16 protein-coding genes are annotated in these 18074 nt (G+C 67.5%); 15 read left to right on the forward strand and 1 reads right to left on the reverse strand.

Going from position 1 to position 18074, the window contains the following annotated elements:
* Positions 1-108: 108 nt before the first annotated feature.
* The 6 genes from ACE3TQ_RS25360 (at position 109) to ACE3TQ_RS25385 (ending at position 6482) form a co-directional block, all read left to right on the forward strand.
* On the forward strand, positions 109-387 hold the full coding sequence (locus tag ACE3TQ_RS25360; protein WP_374586268.1) for a hypothetical protein: 279 nt from the start codon (positions 109-111) through the stop codon (positions 385-387).
* A gap of 71 nt (positions 388-458) precedes the next feature.
* A complete protein-coding gene (locus tag ACE3TQ_RS25365; RefSeq protein WP_374586270.1) occupies positions 459-779 on the forward strand; it encodes a hypothetical protein in 321 nt (106 codons plus the stop codon).
* Positions 780-838: 59 nt separating this feature from the next.
* On the forward strand, positions 839-2947 hold the full coding sequence (locus ACE3TQ_RS25370) for a TonB-dependent siderophore receptor (RefSeq protein WP_374586272.1): 2109 nt from the start codon (positions 839-841) through the stop codon (positions 2945-2947).
* A 15-nt stretch (positions 2948-2962) separates the two neighbouring features.
* Positions 2963-3700: an ABC transporter ATP-binding protein gene (locus tag ACE3TQ_RS25375; protein ID WP_374586274.1), complete on the forward strand. Its 738-nt coding sequence runs from the start codon at positions 2963-2965 to the stop codon at positions 3698-3700.
* Complete coding sequence (locus ACE3TQ_RS25380; protein WP_374586276.1) at positions 3697-5130, forward strand: DUF3526 domain-containing protein; 1434 nt, start codon at positions 3697-3699, stop codon at positions 5128-5130. The genes ACE3TQ_RS25375 and ACE3TQ_RS25380 overlap by 4 nt, the downstream gene beginning before the upstream one ends.
* Positions 5130-6482 carry a DUF3526 domain-containing protein gene (locus tag ACE3TQ_RS25385; RefSeq protein WP_374586278.1) on the forward strand — a complete coding sequence of 451 codons (1353 nt, stop codon included), beginning with the start codon at positions 5130-5132 and terminating at the stop codon, positions 6480-6482. The genes ACE3TQ_RS25380 and ACE3TQ_RS25385 overlap by 1 nt, the downstream gene beginning before the upstream one ends.
* Positions 6483-6581: 99 nt before the next feature.
* Here ACE3TQ_RS25385 and orn read toward each other — a convergent pair whose 3' ends face one another.
* Positions 6582-7169, reverse strand: coding sequence for an oligoribonuclease (gene orn, locus ACE3TQ_RS25390; protein WP_374586280.1), 588 nt, complete (start codon positions 7167-7169; stop codon positions 6582-6584).
* A 57-nt stretch (positions 7170-7226) separates the two neighbouring features.
* Between orn and ACE3TQ_RS25395 the strand changes: the two genes are divergently transcribed.
* The 9 genes from ACE3TQ_RS25395 to ACE3TQ_RS25435 form a co-directional block, all read left to right on the forward strand.
* Positions 7227-8495: a M48 family metallopeptidase gene (locus ACE3TQ_RS25395; protein ID WP_374586282.1), complete on the forward strand. Its 1269-nt coding sequence runs from the start codon at positions 7227-7229 to the stop codon at positions 8493-8495.
* Complete coding sequence (locus ACE3TQ_RS25400; RefSeq protein WP_374586284.1) at positions 8495-8836, forward strand: 4a-hydroxytetrahydrobiopterin dehydratase; 342 nt, start codon at positions 8495-8497, stop codon at positions 8834-8836. Before ACE3TQ_RS25395 ends, ACE3TQ_RS25400 begins: the two co-directional genes overlap by 1 nt.
* On the forward strand, positions 8833-9732 hold the full coding sequence (gene rsgA, locus ACE3TQ_RS25405; protein WP_374586286.1) for a ribosome small subunit-dependent GTPase A: 900 nt from the start codon (positions 8833-8835) through the stop codon (positions 9730-9732). The genes ACE3TQ_RS25400 and rsgA overlap by 4 nt, the downstream gene beginning before the upstream one ends.
* 10 nt (positions 9733-9742) lie before the next feature.
* Positions 9743-12580: an ATP-binding protein gene (locus ACE3TQ_RS25410; protein WP_374586288.1), complete on the forward strand. Its 2838-nt coding sequence runs from the start codon at positions 9743-9745 to the stop codon at positions 12578-12580.
* 45 nt (positions 12581-12625) lie between these two features.
* Positions 12626-13549, forward strand: a complete 924-nt coding sequence (gene argF / locus ACE3TQ_RS25415) for an ornithine carbamoyltransferase (RefSeq protein ID WP_374586290.1) — start codon at positions 12626-12628, stop codon at positions 13547-13549.
* Positions 13550-13602: 53 nt separating this feature from the next.
* Entirely contained in the window at positions 13603-14835 is a 1233-nt protein-coding gene (locus ACE3TQ_RS25420; RefSeq protein ID WP_374586292.1) for an argininosuccinate synthase, read from the forward strand.
* Positions 14836-14948: 113 nt separating this feature from the next.
* Positions 14949-16760, forward strand: coding sequence for a methyl-accepting chemotaxis protein (locus ACE3TQ_RS25425; protein WP_374586294.1), 1812 nt, complete (start codon positions 14949-14951; stop codon positions 16758-16760).
* On the forward strand, positions 16757-17215 hold the full coding sequence (locus tag ACE3TQ_RS25430) for a chemotaxis protein CheW (protein ID WP_374586296.1): 459 nt from the start codon (positions 16757-16759) through the stop codon (positions 17213-17215). The genes ACE3TQ_RS25425 and ACE3TQ_RS25430 overlap by 4 nt, the downstream gene beginning before the upstream one ends.
* Positions 17212-18074 (forward strand): protein-glutamate O-methyltransferase CheR (locus tag ACE3TQ_RS25435; RefSeq protein ID WP_374586298.1); only part of this gene is annotated, 863 nt, incomplete at its 3' end. The genes ACE3TQ_RS25430 and ACE3TQ_RS25435, both read left to right, overlap by 4 nt.

Raw genomic sequence — 18074 nt, forward strand, 5'->3', positions numbered from 1 at the left:
TCGGACAAACTATGCGCTTCGCGCATAGTTTGTACGATTGTCAGACCTGACCCCGAATTGCTATACTCGCTGGCTATGGAGTCGACCGCACATCGCAAGCACGGATTCATGCGCCTGGTATTGGCGCTGTGCGCGTTCGTCTTTGCCTTGCAGATGCTGGCCGCGTCCACCCACAAGCACGATATCGCCGAGAAGTTCGACGATTGCGTGGCGTGCCAGCTGTCCTCGCACTTCCCGGCCGACCTGCCGGCAACGCCGCCGGCTTTGCTGGCGGTCTTCCTGGCCGTGGCCTACCTGCTGGCGCGACTGCCTTCGGCGCCCGCCTTCGTTGCCTCCCCCCGTTACCTGATCCCGCCGCGGCAAGCGCCGCCCTGCATCGCCGCGTGACCTGACGCCCCTGCACTGTAAGCAGGGTTCCTAGCCACACGTGCGGCTTGCCGCCGCTTTCAGAGATGCATATGACCCGACGCACAGGCGTGCCGTCGCGGCCCGCTACCCGCTTTGCGCTGGTTGCCTTGCTGGCGACGGCGCTGCTGTTGGCGGTTGCTGCCGGCCTGCGCCACCGAATCGTCCACGCATGGCCCGATGCCGCGCTGGCGCATGCCTGCCTGGCCTACGACGCCGCCACCCTGGCCGAGCGCCTGCCGGCAGCGGCGCCGTTGCTGGCGCCTGCTGCGGCCCTGCCTCGACCGCAACTGTCCGCGCTGCCGCTGTCGCAGGCGCGCGCCGCCGCGCCGCCTTACCTGCCGCGCGGTCCGCCCGCGCTCGCCTTGCCCTGACCACGCCCCGCACCGCCTTTCGCGGCGGTGCACTGATCAAGCAAGACGAGAAAGACAATATGACGAAGAATTTACGCTTGCGCGCCGTTCCGGCCGCGCTGGCCCTGCTCATCCCTACGGTTCATGCGGAACCGATCGAATCCGTCGAAGTCGTGGGCCGCCGCGACTCCGGCAGCTACCTGGCGGACGACGCGCAAGGCAGCAAATCCACCCTGCCGCTGCGCGAGCTGCCGCAGGCGGTGCGCATCATGCCGCGCCAGGCGCTGGACGACCTGGGCGCGCTGCGCATCGATGACGCGCTCGATTATGCGGGCGGCGTGTCGCGCCAGAACAGCTTTGGCGGGCTGTGGGACAACATCGCCATCCGCGGCCTGGCGGGCGATCCGAACAACGGCATGGCGCTGCTGCTGAACGGCTTTGCGGCCAACCGTGGCGGCATCAATGCACCGCGCGATACCGCTGCGGTGGAACGCATCGAGTTCCTGAAAGGGCCGGCCGCGTCGCTGTATGGCGCCAGCGAGCCGGGCGGCACGCTGAACATCGTCAGCAAGCGCCCGCTGTGGCGCCCTGCCCTGGCACTGGATGCGGTGGTGGGCAGCTTTGGCCTGCGCCGCGCCGCGCTCGATGCCACCGGGCCGCTGGGCGACACCCTGGCCTGGCGCCTGAATGCGGCCAGCGAGCGGCGCGACAGCTTCCGCGACCATGTGCAGACGCGCCGCGCGCTGCTGGCGCCGGCCCTGTCATTCAAGGCCGGGCCGGAGACGCGCATCGAGTATCGCGGCGAGCTGCTGCGCCATGCCGGCACGCTCGATCGCGGCATCCCGGCCGTGAACGGCAGGCTGGGCGCGGTGCCGCGCGAACGCTTCCTCGGCGAGCCGGGCGACGGCGATATCCGCATCTTCAACAGCACGCAGCAGCTGATGCTGGAGCATGCCCTGCCTGGCGATTGGCAATTGCGCGCCGGCCTGCTGTGGAAGCGCGCCACGCTGGACGGCTATGCCACCGAACCGGCCGCCGCGCTGGACGCCGACCAGCGCACGCTGCGCCGCCAGCGCCGCTTGCGCGACTATGCGTCCGACGACCTGGGCGCGCATGTCGAAGTGGCGGGCCGCATTGCGCCCGGCCACGAATTGCTGCTGGGCGTGGAGGCCTTCCGCTTCGACTATGACCTGCGCATGTTCCGCGCCAGCCCGAGCGCGGCGGCGCCGTATGCGATCGACGTTCTGGCGCCGGTGTACGGCCAGCCGCTGCCGGTCCCGCCGCTGCATACGGACACGCTGGAGCAGCAGCGCAACCGCGCCCTGTATGTGCAGGATACCTGGCGCCTGGGCGAGCGCTGGCGTGTGCTGGCCGGCATCCGCCACGACCGGCACGAGCAGACGCTGGCCAACCGGCGCACCGGCAGCGTCGCCGCGCAGCAGCCGCATGCCAGCTCGCCGCGCATCGGCGCCAGCTACCTGGCCACGCCGGAGTGGACGCTGTTCGCCAACTGGGGCAGCTCGTTCCGTCCCAACACGGGCAGCGACGCGCGTGGTGCGGCCTTCGCCCCCGAACGCGGCAAAGCCAACGAGGCGGGCCTGAAATGGGAGCAAGCCGGCGGTCGCCTGGGCGCCACACTGGCGCTGTTCGATATCCGCAAGCGCAATACGCTGACCACCGACCCGCTGCAGCCGTCCTACTCGGTGGCCGCCGGCGAGGTGCGCAGCCGCGGCCTCGATCTCGACGTGGCGGGCCAGCTGGCGCAAGGCTGGCGCGCCAATGCCAGCCTGTCGCTGATCGACGCCGAAGTCCGGCGCGACAATATGCTGGAGCGCGGCGGCCGCCTGCTCAACGTGCCGCGCGTGAACGGCAGCCTGCTGCTGATGCGCGAAGGCACGCTGGCCGACGGCCGCCGCTACGCCATCGGCGGCGGCGTCACGCACACCGGCCGCCGCCTGGGCGAAGCGCGCACCCAAGCCCAGGCCAATGCCGGCGCCGCGCCCTTCGACCTGCCCGCCTACACGCTGGCGCGCCTGGTCGCGCACTGGCAGCTGGCGCCGCGCCTGCGCCTGTCGCTGGACGTCGACAACCTGTTCGACAAGACCTACTACACCAGTTCCTACCAACGCACCTGGGTCGCCCCCGGCTCGCCGCGCGCGGTGTCGCTCGGCCTGCAGGCTTCCTATTGATCAAAGGAGAAAGACATGCAACGCATAGCACTTGAGACGGCGGACCTGTCGGTCCGCTACGGCAGCACCACCATCCTGGACGGGCTGAACCTGCGCGTGATGCAGGGCGAGATCTACGCCCTGTTGGGCGGCAACGGCGCCGGCAAATCGACCACGCTGAACGCCTTCCTCGGCTTTGCGCGCGCCGCGCAGGGCCTGGTGCGCGTGTGCGGCATCGATGTCGGCGACGACCCGCACGGCGCGCGCGCCAGCCTGGCCTACGTGCCGGAAAACGTGTCGCTGTACGAGCACCTGTCGGCGCGCGAGAACCTGGAGTACCTGCTGAACATGGGCGGCGCCGTCGGCACCGCGGTCACGATCAATACCCTGATCGAAGCCGCGCTGACCGATGTCGGCCTGGCGCGCGAGGCCTGGGACCGGCGCCTCGGCGCCTACTCCAAAGGCATGCGCCAGAAGGTCGCCATTGCACTGGCGGTGGCGCGCGCAGTGCCGGTGCTGCTGCTGGACGAACCCACCAGCGGCCTCGATCCGCACGCCACCAGCGAGTTCAACGCCCTGCTGCTCAAGCTGCGCGCGCAGGGCGTGACCGTCTTCATGGTGACGCACGACCTGGTGGGCGCGGCGGAAGTGGCCGACCGCATCGGCTTCCTCGACCGTGGCCGCATCGCCCATGAAATCAGCGCCTACGGCCCGCAGCGCTTCGACGTGCAGCACCTGTTCCAGCGTTACGCCGATGCGCGGAGGGCGGCATGACGGCCCGCTTCCTGTCCACCGCCTGGCGCGTGGCGCGCGAGGAATGGCGCGCACTGCGGCGCAGCAAGGTGGCGCTGGCTGCCGGCGCGCTGCTGCTGGTACTGACCGTGGCCGCCGTCGGCGTCAGCCTGGAACGCGCGCACAGCGTGGAGGCGCAGCGCCAGCGCCTGCAGCACAGCGCCGACGCGCAGTGGAACAGCCAGCCCGACCGCCACCCGCACCGGGTGGTGCACTACGGGCACTACGTGTTCCGGCCGCTGACGGCGCTCGCCTTCTTCGACTTCGGCGTGGCGCCGTTCACCGGCAGCACGCTGTACCTGGAGGGCCACCGCCAGAACAGCGCCAACTTCAGCGACGCCGGCCAGTCCTCGCTGCTGCTGCGCTTTGGCCAGCTGACGCCGGCCTTTGTGCTGCAGGTGCTGGCGCCGTTGCTGCTGCTCTTCCTCGCTTTCGGCGCGCTGGCGCGCGAACGCGAACGGGGCCAGCTGCGGCTGATGCTGGCGCACGGCGTCAGCGGCGCTGCGCTGGTGGCGGGCAAGATGGCGGCGCACGGCGCCCTGGCCCTGCTGCTGGCAGCACCAGCGCTGCTGGCCCTGGCGGCCATCGCCGCGCTGCAGCCGGGGCTTGGCGCTGCGGCGGCCTGGCTGGCGGTGGGCTACGCCGCCTACCTGCTGCTCTGGTCCTGCGCCGCCGTGCTGGTGTCGGCCCTGGCGCCGCGCGCGCGCGACGCCTTGCTGCTGCTGGTGGGCCTGTGGGCGCTGGCCGTGGTCCTGCTGCCGCGCGTGCTGCCTGACATGGCGGCCGGCATGGTGCCGCGCCCGACCCGCATTGAAATGGAAGCGGCCATCCACGCCGAGCTGGCGCGCATCGGCGACAGCCACAATCCGGATGATCCCTACTTCAAGAAATTCCGCGAGAGCGTGCTGGCGCGCTACGGCGTAAGCAAGGTGGAGGACCTGCCTGTCAACTACAAGGGCCTGGTGATCGAGGAAGGCGAGCGCCTGACCAGCGAGCAGTTCCTGGCCAGCATGCAGCGCGACTTCGCCCTGCAGTCGGCGCAGGGCCGCGTGCTGCAGGCGGCGGCATGGGCGGTGCCGGTGCTGGCCTTGCGCGGCATGTCGGCGGCACTGGCCGATACCGACCGCGCCGCACATGAACGCTTCCTGCTGGCGGGCGAGGACTACCGCTACCGCCTGATCCAGGCGCTCAACCGGCTGCATGCGGAAAAGGTGAAGTACCACGATGACCGCGCGCAGCGCATCTCGGCCGACTACTGGCGCGCCCTGCCGCGCTACCAGCACCCGCATGCGCCGCTGGAGCGCATCCTCACCCAACACGCCTGGCCTGCGCTGGGCATCCTGGCAGGCTGGCTGGCCGCCGTCATGCTGGCCGCCGCCTGGGCCGCACGTCGCATGGAAAGGAATATTTGATGAAGAACCTGAAATTCGAACTGCTGTTACTGCTGCGCTCACGCCCGGCGCTGGCCGCACTGGCGCTGCTGGCGTTGCTGTCCGCCTTATCCGTGTGGAGCGGCATGCGCATGGTGGCCGGGCAGAACGCCGCGCTGCAGCGCATCGCCGCCGTGCAGGCCAAGGACCTTGCCGAGCGCACCGCGCGCCAGGCAGCGGACGCCGAGGCCGGCCTCACCGCCTACTACCTGCCGCACCTGACGATCGACCCGCCCGCGCCGCTGGCCTTCGCCGCCATCGGCCAGCGCGACGTGCAGCCTTACGCCTTGCAGGTGCGCGCGCTGGGCCTGCAGGCGCAGCTCTACGAGTCGGAGGCCTTCAATCCCGAACTGGCCGCGCCCGGACGCTTCGACTTCGCCTTCGTACTGGTGTACGTGGCGCCGCTGTTCATCATCGCCCTGATGCACGATATGGTGAGCGGCGAGCGCGAGGCGGGACGACTGCGCCTGCTGGCGTCCCTGCCTTCGACGCCGGGCGCGCTGTGGCGCCGGCGCGTGCTGCTGCGCCTGGCGCTGCTGGCTGCCGCCCTGCTGCTGCCGCTGCTGGCGGGCGCCCTGCTGTCCGGCGCCGCAGCGGGCGAAACCGCCATGCTGGCTGGCGCCGCCCTGCTCTACCTGTCGTTCTGGTGCGGGCTGGCGGCGTGGGGCGCAGCGGTCGCGCGCAGCGCCGCCGCCGGCGCCGCCCTGCTGCTGGCCGCCTTCATGCTGCTGGCACTGGTGCTGCCGACCGGCGTCAACGCCGCGCTGGAGCGCGCGCTGCCGGTCGCGCAGGGAGCCGAGCTCGCGCTGGCCCAGCGCCAGGCCGTGCACAGCGCGTGGGACAAGCCGAGGGACGGGACGATGCAGAGCTTCTTCCGCAGCCACCCCGAATGGCAGGACACGCCGCCGCTGCCGGAAGGCTTCCATTGGAAGTGGTACTACGCCATGCACCAGGCCGGCGATGACGCCGTCGCCGCGCAGGTGGCGCAGTACCGGAAGTCGTTATGGTCGAGGGAAGAATGGACGCGCCGCGCGGGCCTGCTGCTGGCGGGGGTGAACGTACAGGTACTGCTGCACCGGCTGGCCGGCACCGACCTCGAAGCGCGCCTGGCGTACATGGACCGCATCAGCGACTTCCACGGCCAAGTGCGCAGGCACTTCTACCCCTACGTATTCAACGAGCGCCCGTTCGGACCGGAGGAATTCGCCAGGCTGCCAAGCTACCAGCCCGCCAGCGCCGCCGGCCAGCCGCCCCTGGGGCTGGTGGCGGCGCTAGCCCTCCTCGCCGGCGCCGCCCTCCTGCTCGGCATGCGCCGCACCGCCAGCTGCTGCTAAACAGCAAATGTCCACTTCGGGGTCAGGAACGAAAGTGGACATTTCCTGCAGAAAATGTCCACTTTCTTTCCTGACCCCGAAGTGGACATTTGGGGCTGATTACAGTTTGATGAAGTGCTCGCGGTAGTACTTGAGCTCTTCGATCGATTCGATGATGTCGGCCAGCGCGGTGTGCTTCTGCGCTTTCTTGAAGCCGGCGACCATTTCCGGTTTCCAGCGGCGGCCCAGCTCTTTCAACGTGGAGACGTCGATATTGCGGTAGTGGAAGAACGCTTCGAGCTTGGGCATGTACTTGACCATGAAGCGGCGGTCCTGGCCGATGGTGTTGCCGCACATCGGCGATTTGCCTTTCGGTACCCACTGGCGCATGAAGGCGAGGAATTCGGCTTCGGCCGCTTCTTCGCTGACGGTAGAGGCTTTGACCCGGTCGATCAGGCCGGAGCGGCCGTGCGTGCCCTTGTTCCAGGCATCCATCTTGTCCAGCGTTTCGTCCGACTGGTGGATCGCCAGCACCGGGCCTTCGGCCAGCACATTCAGGTGCATGTCGGTGACGATCATTGCCACTTCGATAATGCGGTCGGTCTCCGGCTCCAGACCGGTCATTTCCATGTCGACCCACACCAGGTTCATCTCGTTCGGGCGCTGCTGGTTGGCCGGGCTTGCTGGGGTGTCGTTCGCTTGTGACATAATTCTCTCTATAGCAATTTAAAGCTGGTTAATCCGCCATTTTCTCACAGGCACAGAATGTCTTCACACGCGTTTTCGTTTTTATTCGTTGCTTTTTTAGCATTGACTCTGATGGTGCGCTTCTGGCTCGCCTCGCGCCACATCCGCCATGTGCTGCAGAACCGTGCCGCTGTGCCGGCGGACTTCGCTGAGAAAATCCCGCTGGCGGCGCACCAGAAGGCGGCCGATTACACGGTGGCGCGCACCAAGCTGGGCATCGTCGGCATGCTGGTGTCGAGCGCGGCGCTGGTGGGCTTTACCTTGCTGGGCGGCCTGCAGTGGCTGTCGGCGGCGGTGTTCAATGCGACCGGCGGCGGCATGGCTTACCAGCTTGGCCTGGTGGTGGCGTTCGGCGTGGTCTCGGGCTTGATTGATGTCCCGCTGGACTACTACCGCCAGTTCACGCTGGAGGAGCGCTTCGGTTTTAACAAGATGAGCAAGGGGCTGTTCTTTGCCGACCTGCTGAAGGGCGTGGCGCTGGGCGCGGTCATCGGGCTGCCGCTGGTGTGGGTGATCCTGGCGCTGATGGAGAAGGCCGGGGCGCTGTGGTGGCTGTATGCGTGGTTCGTGTGGTGCGGTTTCCAGCTGCTGGTGATGGCGCTCTACCCTAACCTGATCGCGCCGCTGTTCAACAAGTTCACGCCGCTGGCGGATGAATCGCTGAAGCAGCGCATCGAGGGCTTGATGGCGCGCGTGGGCTTCGCTTCCAAGGGCCTGTTCGTGATGGACGGTTCGAAGCGCAGCGCGCATGGCAACGCCTACTTCTCCGGCTTTGGCGCAGCCAAGCGCATCGTGTTCTACGATACGCTGGTGTCGAGCCTGTCGCCGCAGGAGGTGGAGGCGGTGCTGGCGCACGAACTGGGCCACTTCAAGCTGAAACACATCATCAAGCGCATTGTGGTGCTGTTCGCGCTGTCGCTGGGCTTCCTGGCCTTGCTCGGCTACCTGAAGGGTCAGCTGTGGTTCTACACCGGCCTGGGCGTGAATCCGATCATCGTGCCGGGCCAGTCGAACGACGCCCTGGCGCTGATCCTGTTCATGCTGGTGCTGCCGGTCTTCACTTTCCTGTTTGGCCCGCTGACGTCGCTCAGCTCGCGCAAGCATGAATTCGAGGCGGATGCATTCGCCGCCAAGCACACCGATGCGCGCGACCTGGTGTCGGCCCTGGTCAAGATGTATGAGGATAATGCGTCGACCCTGACGCCGGACCCGCTGCATTCGGCCTTCTACGATTCGCATCCTCCCGCCAGCGTGCGTATCCGTCAACTCAACCTGGCGGCATCCTGATGAACGCGAACATCCATTCCGCAGCCGACCTGCGCGCCCTGCGCTGCAGCCACCAGACGCACGCGCTGGACGCGAACGAGGCGCAACGCCTGTGCCAGATGCTCGACGGCTGGAGCACGGCCAGCGGCAAGCTGGTGAACACTTTCGGCTTCAACAACTACCATGAGACGATGGCCTTCGTGAATGCGCTGGCCTTCATCTCTCACCGCGAGGACCACCATCCGGAGCTGGTGGTGGGCTACAAGACCTGCCAGGTGCGCTACGACACGCATTCGGTGAACGGCTTGTCGATCAACGATTTCATTTGCGCCGCCAAGGCCGATGCATTGGGCCAGGCATGAGCAAGGGAGATAAACGCACCGGCACCATCATCGCAGCCCACGGCCGCCACTACCTGGCGGAAGCCGACGGCCTGCGCCTGCAATGCGTCACGCGCGGCAAGAAGACCAATGTCGCGGTGGGCGACCTGGTCGACCTGACCCTGACTTCGCCCGACCAGGCGGTGATCGACAAGATCCAGGAGCGCAAAACGCTGCTGTACCGCTCGGACCAGTACAAGTCCAAGCTGCTGGCGGCCAACGTCGACCAGCTGTTCATCGTGGTGGCCACGGAGCCGAGCTTCTCGGACGACCTGGTGTCGCGTGCCCTGGTGGCGGCGGAGGCGGCCGGCATCCACGTGCGCCTGCTGCTGAACAAGGTGGACGTGACGGACATGCTGGAGCACGCGCGCAAGCGCCTGCAGGTGTATTCGGCCATGGGTTATGAGGTGATCGAAGTGTCGGCCACCGGCCAGCCGGAGCAGACCGGCGCCACGCTGGCGCCGCTGCTGCAGGGCCATTCGTCGATCCTGATCGGCCAGTCCGGCATGGGCAAGTCGTCCCTGATCAACATCCTGGTGCCGGATGCCGATATCGCCACGCGCGAGATCAGCGAGGCGCTCGATACCGGCAAGCACACCACCACCTTCACCCGCCTGTACCACGTGGGTCCCGGTTCGAGCGTGATCGATTCGCCGGGCTTCCAGGAGTTCGGCCTGTACCACCTGAGCGAGGGCATGCTGGAGCGGGCCTTCCGCGACTTCCAACCTTACCTCGGCGGCTGCCGCTTCTACAACTGCCGCCACCTGAGCGAGCCGCAATGCGCGGTGCTGGACGCGGTGGAGCAAGGCAAGATCGCGAAAATGCGCCACACGCTGTACGGCCAGTTGCTGCACGAATCGTCGCAAACCCTTTATTGACAGGACCACCATGCAGCAGCTGTATGCCGACGACGATGCCGTAGCGCAGTGGGAACTCGACCTGCTCCCCTTGCGCGGCATTGCCCGGCTGCCAGTGCTGCTGCCGCTGGCCTGGCACCTGCGCCAGCGCGACACGCGGCGTGCGCAGGAACTGGCGCAGGAGGCGCTGGCCCTGCTGCCGTCGGCCCACCTGCCGCCCGCCGAGCGCGCCGGGCTCGAGGCGCGCCTGCAACTGGTGGACGGCGAAATCCGCTGGCTCGATGGCGAGCTCGATGCGGCGTCCGCGCTGGCCGCGCGAGCGCTCGAAGTGTTCGAGGCGCACGGCGATAACGTCGGCCGCTGCGATACGCACTGGCTGAAAGCCTGGATCGCGGTCGACCGCGGCAACCACGCGCAGCGCGACGCCGAGCTGGAAGCCTGCGCCGCGGCCGCCCATGCGGCTGGCGACCCGGAGCGCGCCGCCATCGCCGATGCCTGCCAGGCACGCTGGGCAGCGCTGCGCGACCTGCACGCCGCCACCGAGCGCTGGGGCAAGCGCTTCGACCTGGCCGACGACGTGCCGCCCGGCGTCGATTGCTGGATCAACGACTTCTTCGGCATCGCCGCCAGCCAGGCCGGCGATATCGGCAATGCCGCCGGCTTCTACATCCGCAGCTACGAGGCCGCGCTGGAAACCGGCCAGATACGCGCCGCCGCCACCGCCGCCACCAATATCGCGGAAAAGTTCTCGCACCTGAACGACCACCACTCCGGCCTGGAGTGGATGCAGCGCGCCACCGAACTGGCCAAACCGACCGGCTGGCCGCGCAGCATCGGCTCCTGCCTGGTGCACACGGCCGACATCGTGCGCCGCCTGGGCCGGCTCGACGCGGCCGAGGAACTGCTGCGCGAGGCGCTGGTGATCCTGGCGCCGCAGGCCAATGGCCGCAGCTACGCCATCGCACTGCAGCACCTGGGCGACCTGTGCCTGGACAAGCAGGATTACGGCGAGGCGCTGGACGCTTTCCAGCGCCTCGCCGAACGGGCCGAGGCGCTGCAGCAGGGCGACTTCAAGATCGTGGCCCTGCGCGGCCAGGCGCACGCCCTGTGCTACCTGGACCGTCCGCAGGAGGCGCTGGCCATGGCGCAGCAGGCGGTGGAACGGGCTGCGCGCCACCACAACGCCTTCCACCACATCGCCGCGCTGCGCGTGCTGGCGCGCATCCACGGCCAGCACCGCACGCTGCCGCAGCCGGCCGGCATGAGCGCGCCCAACGCCCGCCTGCACTACCTGCACAAGGCGCTGGCGGCAGCGGAAACCATCAAGGGCTACACCGTGCCGGGCGACCTGTACGACGCGCTGGGCGAGGAGTATGCGCGCCTGGGCGACTATGGCTGCGCCTATGAAATGTCGACCGCCGCCAGCGCCGCGCGCGAAAAGACCCACACGCTGGAAGCCACCAGCCGCGCCATCGCGATGCAGGTGCACCACCAGACCGAACAGGCGCGCGCGGAAGGCCTGCACCACCGCGAGCTGGCCATGTCGGAGGCGCGCCGCGCCGAAGTGCTGCAGCAGACCACCAAGCTGCTGGAGCGGCTGTCGGCCATCGGCCAGGAAATCACCACCCACCTCGATGCCGGCGCGGTGTTCCAGGCGCTGGACCGCCACACGCACGCCCTGCTCTCGGCCAACACCTTCGCGGTCTACCTGGTGGACCAGTCCGGGCGCTCACTGGAGCGCGCCTTCGGGGTGGAGGCCGGCAGCCCGCTGCCGCGCAACACCATCGCGCTCGACCACCCCAGCGCCTACACCGCGCAGTGCCTGCGCGAACGGCGCGAAGTGTATATCGACCAGGTGCCGCCGGAGCGCAACAACACCGTCACGCCGGGCACCGCCGCCAGCGTGTGCGCGCTGTACGTGCCGCTGCTGGTGGGCGAGCGCGCGCTGGGCGTGATGACGGCGCAGGCCATGCACGCCAACGCCTACGGCGAGCGCGAACGCCTGATCTTCCGCACCCTGTGCGCCTACGGCGCCATCGCGCTGGACAACGCCCATGCCTACAGCCAGCTGCAGGAAGCGCAGTCGCAGCTGGTGTCGCAGGAAAAGCTGGCGGCACTGGGCTCCCTGATGGCCGGCGTGGCGCACGAACTGAATACGCCGATCGGCAACAGCCTGCTGATCGCCAGCACGCTGGAGCAGAAGACCATCGAGCTGGAACAGGCCGTCAACGGCCCGGGCCTGCGCAAGTCCGAGCTGCTGGCCTTTATCGACGACACGCGCAAGGCCTCCACCCTGGTGATGCGCGGCCTGCACAGCGCGGCCGACCTGGTATCGAGCTTCAAGCAGGTGGCGGTGGACCGCACCACCGAACAGCGCCGCGTGTTCAACCTGCACCAGGTGACGCACGAAATCGTGGCCACGGTGATGAACCGCATCCGCAATGCCTGCCACAAGATCGAGTTCGACGTGCCGGACAGCATTGCACTGGACAGCTATCCCGGCCCCTTCGGCCAGGTCATCACGAACCTGATCAACAACGCCCTGCTGCATGCCTTCGACGGGCGCGAAGGCGGCAGGATGCGGCTGGTGGCGGCCACCCCGGTCGCAGGCCGGGTGCTGGTCACCTTCAGCGACGACGGCGGCGGCATCGCGCCGGAGAACCTGACGCGCATCTTCGACCCCTTCTTTACCACCAAACTGGGGCAAGGCGGCTCGGGACTGGGCCTGTCCATCAGTTATAACATTGTCACTTCCCTGCTGGGCGGCCAGATCGGCGTGGACAGCAGCAGCGGCGGCACCAGCTTCACGCTGGACCTGCCGTTGACCGCGCCGCGCCACGATCCCGAGCGCCCAGCCACGATTTATTGAAATGCCCGTATAATCTTCAGTCCCCTCGCAGCAAACTTTGCAAAGATGTCTATACCACCTAAAAAGATCAAGCACTACCTCCAGTTCAATGACCTGACCCTGGAAGAGTACGAATACGTGATCGCCCGCGCCGCCGAAATCAAGCGCAAGTTCAAAGCCTACGAGATTTACCACCCGCTGATCGACCGCACCCTGGTCATGGTGTTCGACAAGAATTCGACCCGCACCCGCCTCTCCTTCGAGGCCGGCATGCACCAGCTGGGCGGCGCCGCCATCTACCTGAACACGCGCGACTCGCAGCTTGGCCGCGGCGAGCCGGTGGAAGACGCAGGCCAGGTCATGTCGCGCATGTGCGACATCATCATGGTGCGCACCTTCGGCCAGGACATCATCGAGCGTTTCGCTGCCCATTCGCGCGTGCCGGTGATTAACGGCCTGACCAACGAACACCATCCGTGCCAGGTGTTCGCCGACATCTTCACCTACATCGAGCACCGCGGCTCGATCAAGGGCAAGGTGGTGGCCTGGGTGGGCGACGCCAACAATATGCTGTATTCCTGGCTGCAGGCGGCCGAAGTGTTCGGCTTCCACGTCAACGTCTCCACGCCGCACGGCTACGACATGGACATGTCGCTGGTCTCGACCGACCGCTTCACCTTCTTCGCCAACCCGTCCGACGCCTGCGCCGGGGCCGACCTGGTCAACACCGATGTCTGGACCTCGATGGGCTACGAGGAGGAGAACGCGGCGCGCCTGAAGGCCTTCGACGGCTGGATCGTGGACGCCGCCAAGATGGCGCGCGCCAAGCCGGACGCCCTGTTCATGCACTGCCTGCCGGCCCACCGCGGCGAGGAAGTCTCCGCCGAAGTCATCGACGGCCCGCAGTCGGTCGTATGGGACGAGGCCGAAAACCGCCTGCACGTGCAGAAAGCCCTGATTGAGTACCTGCTGCTCGGAAAAATTGCCTGAAAAATGGGGTACGTCCCCATTTTTTCACCCAACACCAACTGACTGAGAAAACCATGAGCGACGTTAAAAAAGTAGTCCTCGCCTATTCCGGCGGCCTGGACACCTCCGTGATCCTGAAGTGGCTGCAGGATAACTACAAGTGCGAGATCGTGACCTTCACCGCCGACCTGGGCCAGGGTGAAGAGCTGGAGCCGGCGCGCGCCAAGGCGCTGAAGTTCGGCATCAAGCCAGAGAACATCTTTATCGACGACGTGCGCGAGGAGTTCGTGCGCGACTTCGTGTTCCCGATGTTCCGCGCCAATACCGTGTACGAGGGCGAGTACCTGCTGGGCACTTCGATCGCGCGTCCGCTGATCGCCAAGCGCCTGATCGAGATCGCCAACCAGACCGGCGCCGACGCCATCTCGCACGGCGCGACCGGCAAGGGCAACGACCAGGTGCGCTTCGAGCTGGGCGCCTACGCGCTGAAGCCGGGCGTGCGCGTGATCGCGCCGTGGCGCGAGTGGGACCTGCTGTCGCGTGAGAAACTGCTGAAGTACGCGGAAGACGCCGGCATCGAAATCGACATGAAGCACAAGAACGGCGGCGCGCCATATTCGATGGACGCCAACCTGCTGCACATCTCCTTCGAAGGCCGCCACCTGGAAAACCCGAGCGCGGAAGCCGAGGAATCGATGTGGCGCTGGACCGTGAGCCCGGAGGCGGCGCCGGACCAGCCGGAATACCTGGACATCGAGTTCGAGAAGGGCGACATCGTGGCCCTGAACGGCAAGCGCCTGTCGCCGGCCGCCGTGCTGACTGAGCTGAACCGCCTGGGCGGCAAGCATGGCATCGGCCGCCTGGACCTGGTGGAAAACCGCTACGTCGGCATGAAGTCGCGCGGCTGCTACGAAACCCCGGGCGGCACCATCATGCTGAAGGCGCACCGCGCCATCGAGTCGATCACGCTGGACCGCGAAGTGGCGCACCTGAAGGACGACCTGATGCCGCGCTACGCTTCCCTGATTTACAACGGCTACTGGTGGGCGCCGGAGCGCGTGGCGCTGCAGACCCTGATCGACCATACCCAGGCCACCGTCAACGGTTGGGTGCGCGTCAAGCTGTACAAGGGCAATGTGATCGTGGTGGCGCGCGATTCGAAGACCGATTCGCTGTTCGACCAGACCATCGCCACTTTCGACGAAGACGGCGGCGCCTACAACCAGGCCGATGCCGGCGGCTTCATCAAGCTGAACGCGCTGCGCATGCGCATCGCCGCCAACGCGCGCAATAAACGTGGGCAATAAAAGCGGCGTTCAATAAGCTTTCTTGCACCAGTTAAAACGGGCCGCCTTTGCGCGGTCCGTTTTTTTTGTTACATTGCCTTGGAATAAAGCCATCCTCCCCGGAGACCCCGCGCATGAATAACCTGAGCGTCAAGAATAAACTCTACCTCGGCTTCGGCACCATAGTCGCAATCATCTTGCTACTGCTGATCCTGGCCTACAATAATTTCAACCGCCTGTCCGAAGCCAACGACTGGGACAAGCATACGGCCGACGTCCTGGTGGAGCTGGGCGACGTCTACGCCACCTCGCTCGAATTGCAGAACGATACGCGCGGCTACCTGCTGACCGGCGACGAAGGCTACCTGGCCAGCAAACAGGAACGCTACGATGAGATGAGGCAGCACCTGGACAAGGTGCTGCGCCTGACCTCGGACAACCCGCGCCAGCAGGAGCGCCTGAAGCGCACGCAAAGCATGTTGCTGAACTGGGTGGATGTGCACGTGCAGCGCCAGATCGACATGCGCAAGGAGCTGGGCAACACCAAGGGCGCGGCGGACACCGTGGGCCAGTCGGCCGCGTTGAAGGAGGCGGTGCAAATCCGCCGCCGCGCGCGCGACCTGCTGCTGGAAGCGGCGGACGAGGAGCGCCGCCTGCAGGTCGAGCGCCTCGGCAACACCCAGAAGCTGCAGCAGACCCAGGCCAACCTGTTTGCGATCGGCGGCGCCAGCGTGGTTGCCTTGTCGCTGCTGGTGTCCTTCCTGCTGGCGCGCGCCATCCTCGGCCCGTTGGCCGGGCTGACCAGCGTGCTGTCGCGCCTGGGCGCCGGCGAGCAAAGCGCGCGCGTGCTGGTCGGCACGCGCGATGAGATGGGCAAGCTGGGCGAGGACGTCAACAGGATGGCGCAGCAGCTGCAGGATGGCGCGGCGCGCGAACTGGCGCAGACCAACGACTTGCGCGCCAAGGTCGATTCGCTGCTGGAAATCGTGTCGCGCGCCGCCGGCGGCGACCTGACCGGCAAGATCACCGTCAGCGGCGACGACGCCATCGGCCAGCTGGGCGACGGCCTGCGCCGCATGTTCGACAACCTGCGCCAGCTGCTGAACAACGTGCAGAAGGCCGGCATCCAGGTCACCACCTCCGCCACCGAGATCGCGGCCTCGGCCAAGCAGCAGGAAGCGACCGGCGTGGAGCAGGCCCAGACCTCGGTGGAGGTGCTGAGCACCACCAAGGAAATCTCGTCCAACACCTCGCAGCTGCTGAAGACCATGGAGGACGCGACGGCGGTGGCCGACTACACCACGGCCGCCACCTCCGAGGCCCAGGGCAACCTGCGCCGCATGGACCAGACCATGCAGAACATGGTGAACGCGACCGATTCGATCAACGCCAAGCTGGCGGCGCTGTCGGAGAAGGCATCCAACATCAACTCGGTGCTGACCACCATCACCAAGGTGGCCGACCAGACCAATATCCTGTCGCTGAACGCGGCCATCGAGGCCGAAAAGGCGGGCGAGGCGGGCCGCGGCTTCTCGGTGGTGGCGACGGAAATCCGCCGCCTGGCCGACCAGACCTCGGTCTCCACCTGGGACATCGAGCAGATGCTGAAGGAGATGCAGTCGGCCGTCTCGGCCAGCGTGATGGGCATGGACAAGTTCTCGGAGGAGATCCGGCGCAGCGTGGGCGAAGTGCGCCAGGTGACCGACCAGCTGTCGGGCGTGATGGACCAGGTGCAGAAGCTGGCGCCGCAGTTCGACGCCGTGCTGCAGGGCATGCAGGCGCAGGCCGTGGGCGCGCAGCAGATCACCGAAACCATGATGCAGCTGAACGACGCCACCCAGCAGACCGTCGAATCGCTGAAAGCCACCAGCGAGGCGGTGCACCAGCTGCAGTACGCGGCCGGCGACCTGCAGTCGAGCGTGGCCACGTTCGCCGTGAACGCATGAAAGTCCTGGTCTTCCACATCGGCGACGACCGCTACGGCTTGCCGTTGCGGCAGGTGCGGCGCGTGCTGCCCTTGCTGCAACTGAAGGGCATCCCGCTGGCGCCCGACAGTGTGGCGGGCCTGATGAACCTGCACGGCGCGCCGGTGCCGGTGGTCGACCTGGCCCGCCTGGGCGGCGGCGCGCCGGCGCGCCAGCATTTCGATACGCGCATCGTGCTGGTCGACTACACGGCGCCCGGCGGCGCGCTGCATGCGCTGGGGCTGATGGCAGAACGCGTGCAGGGCGTGCAGGAAGTGCCGGAGCACGGGCTGGCGCCAAGCGGCGTGCAGGCCGCCCATTTCCTGGGCCGCGTGGCCGGCGACGCGCACGGCATGGTGCAGCTGGTGGAAGTGGACGCCTTGCTGCCCGCCGATCTGCGCGCGCGCCTGTTCCCTGCGGAGGCTACGGCTGAATGAAAGTACTGGCTACATTGCGCAGCATGACGGGCCTGAACCTGGCCCGCAGCACCGTGGAGCACGCGGTGCAGCGGCGCATGGCGGCAACCGGGCAGGCGGCGCGCAAAGCCTATCTCGACGCGCTGGACGAGGCCGAGCTGCGCGAGCTGGTGGAGCTGGTGGTGGTGCCGGAGTCCTGGCTGTTCCGCGACCCGGCCGCCTTTGCCGCCGCGGTCGAACATGTGCGCGCGCGCCAGGCGGAAGGGGCGAAGATCGTGCGCATCCTGTCCGTGCCGTGCGCCGGCGGCGAGGAACCCTATTCCATGGCGATGGCCCTGCTCGACGCGGGCGTGCCGCCGCAGGGTTTCGTGATCGATGCGATCGACATCAGCGCCGCCTGCGTGGCGCGGGCGCAGGCCGGCGTGTACGGCCGCAACGCCTTCCGCTCGCAGGACCTGGCGTTCCGCGAGCGCTATTTCACGGCGCTGGGCGAGGAAACCTACCAGGTGGACGATGCGCTGCGGGCGCGCATCCGCTTCAGCCAGGGCAGCATCCTGCAGGGGCCTCTGGGCAGCGCGCGCCAGTACGACGTGATCTTTTGCCGCAACCTGCTGATCTATTTCGACGACCCGACCACCACGGCCGCCATCGAACGCCTGTCGGCGCACCTGGCCGACGACGGCATCCTGCTGGCAGGCTATGCCGAAGTCCCCTCCTTCGTGCGCCACGGCTTCGCGCCGCTGCCGCACCGGCAGGCATTCGCCCTGCGCAAGGACATCAAGCGGTCCGGCGCGCCCGCCCGCCCGGCCTTGCCGCCCGCCAGCGCGCTACCAGGCGCGGCGGGAGCGGCGCGCGGCGCGCGCGTGCGGCCCGCCGCAAG

This window comes from Pseudoduganella sp. (assembly GCF_041914865.1).
Lineage (GTDB): Bacteria > Pseudomonadota > Gammaproteobacteria > Burkholderiales > Burkholderiaceae_D > Rugamonas.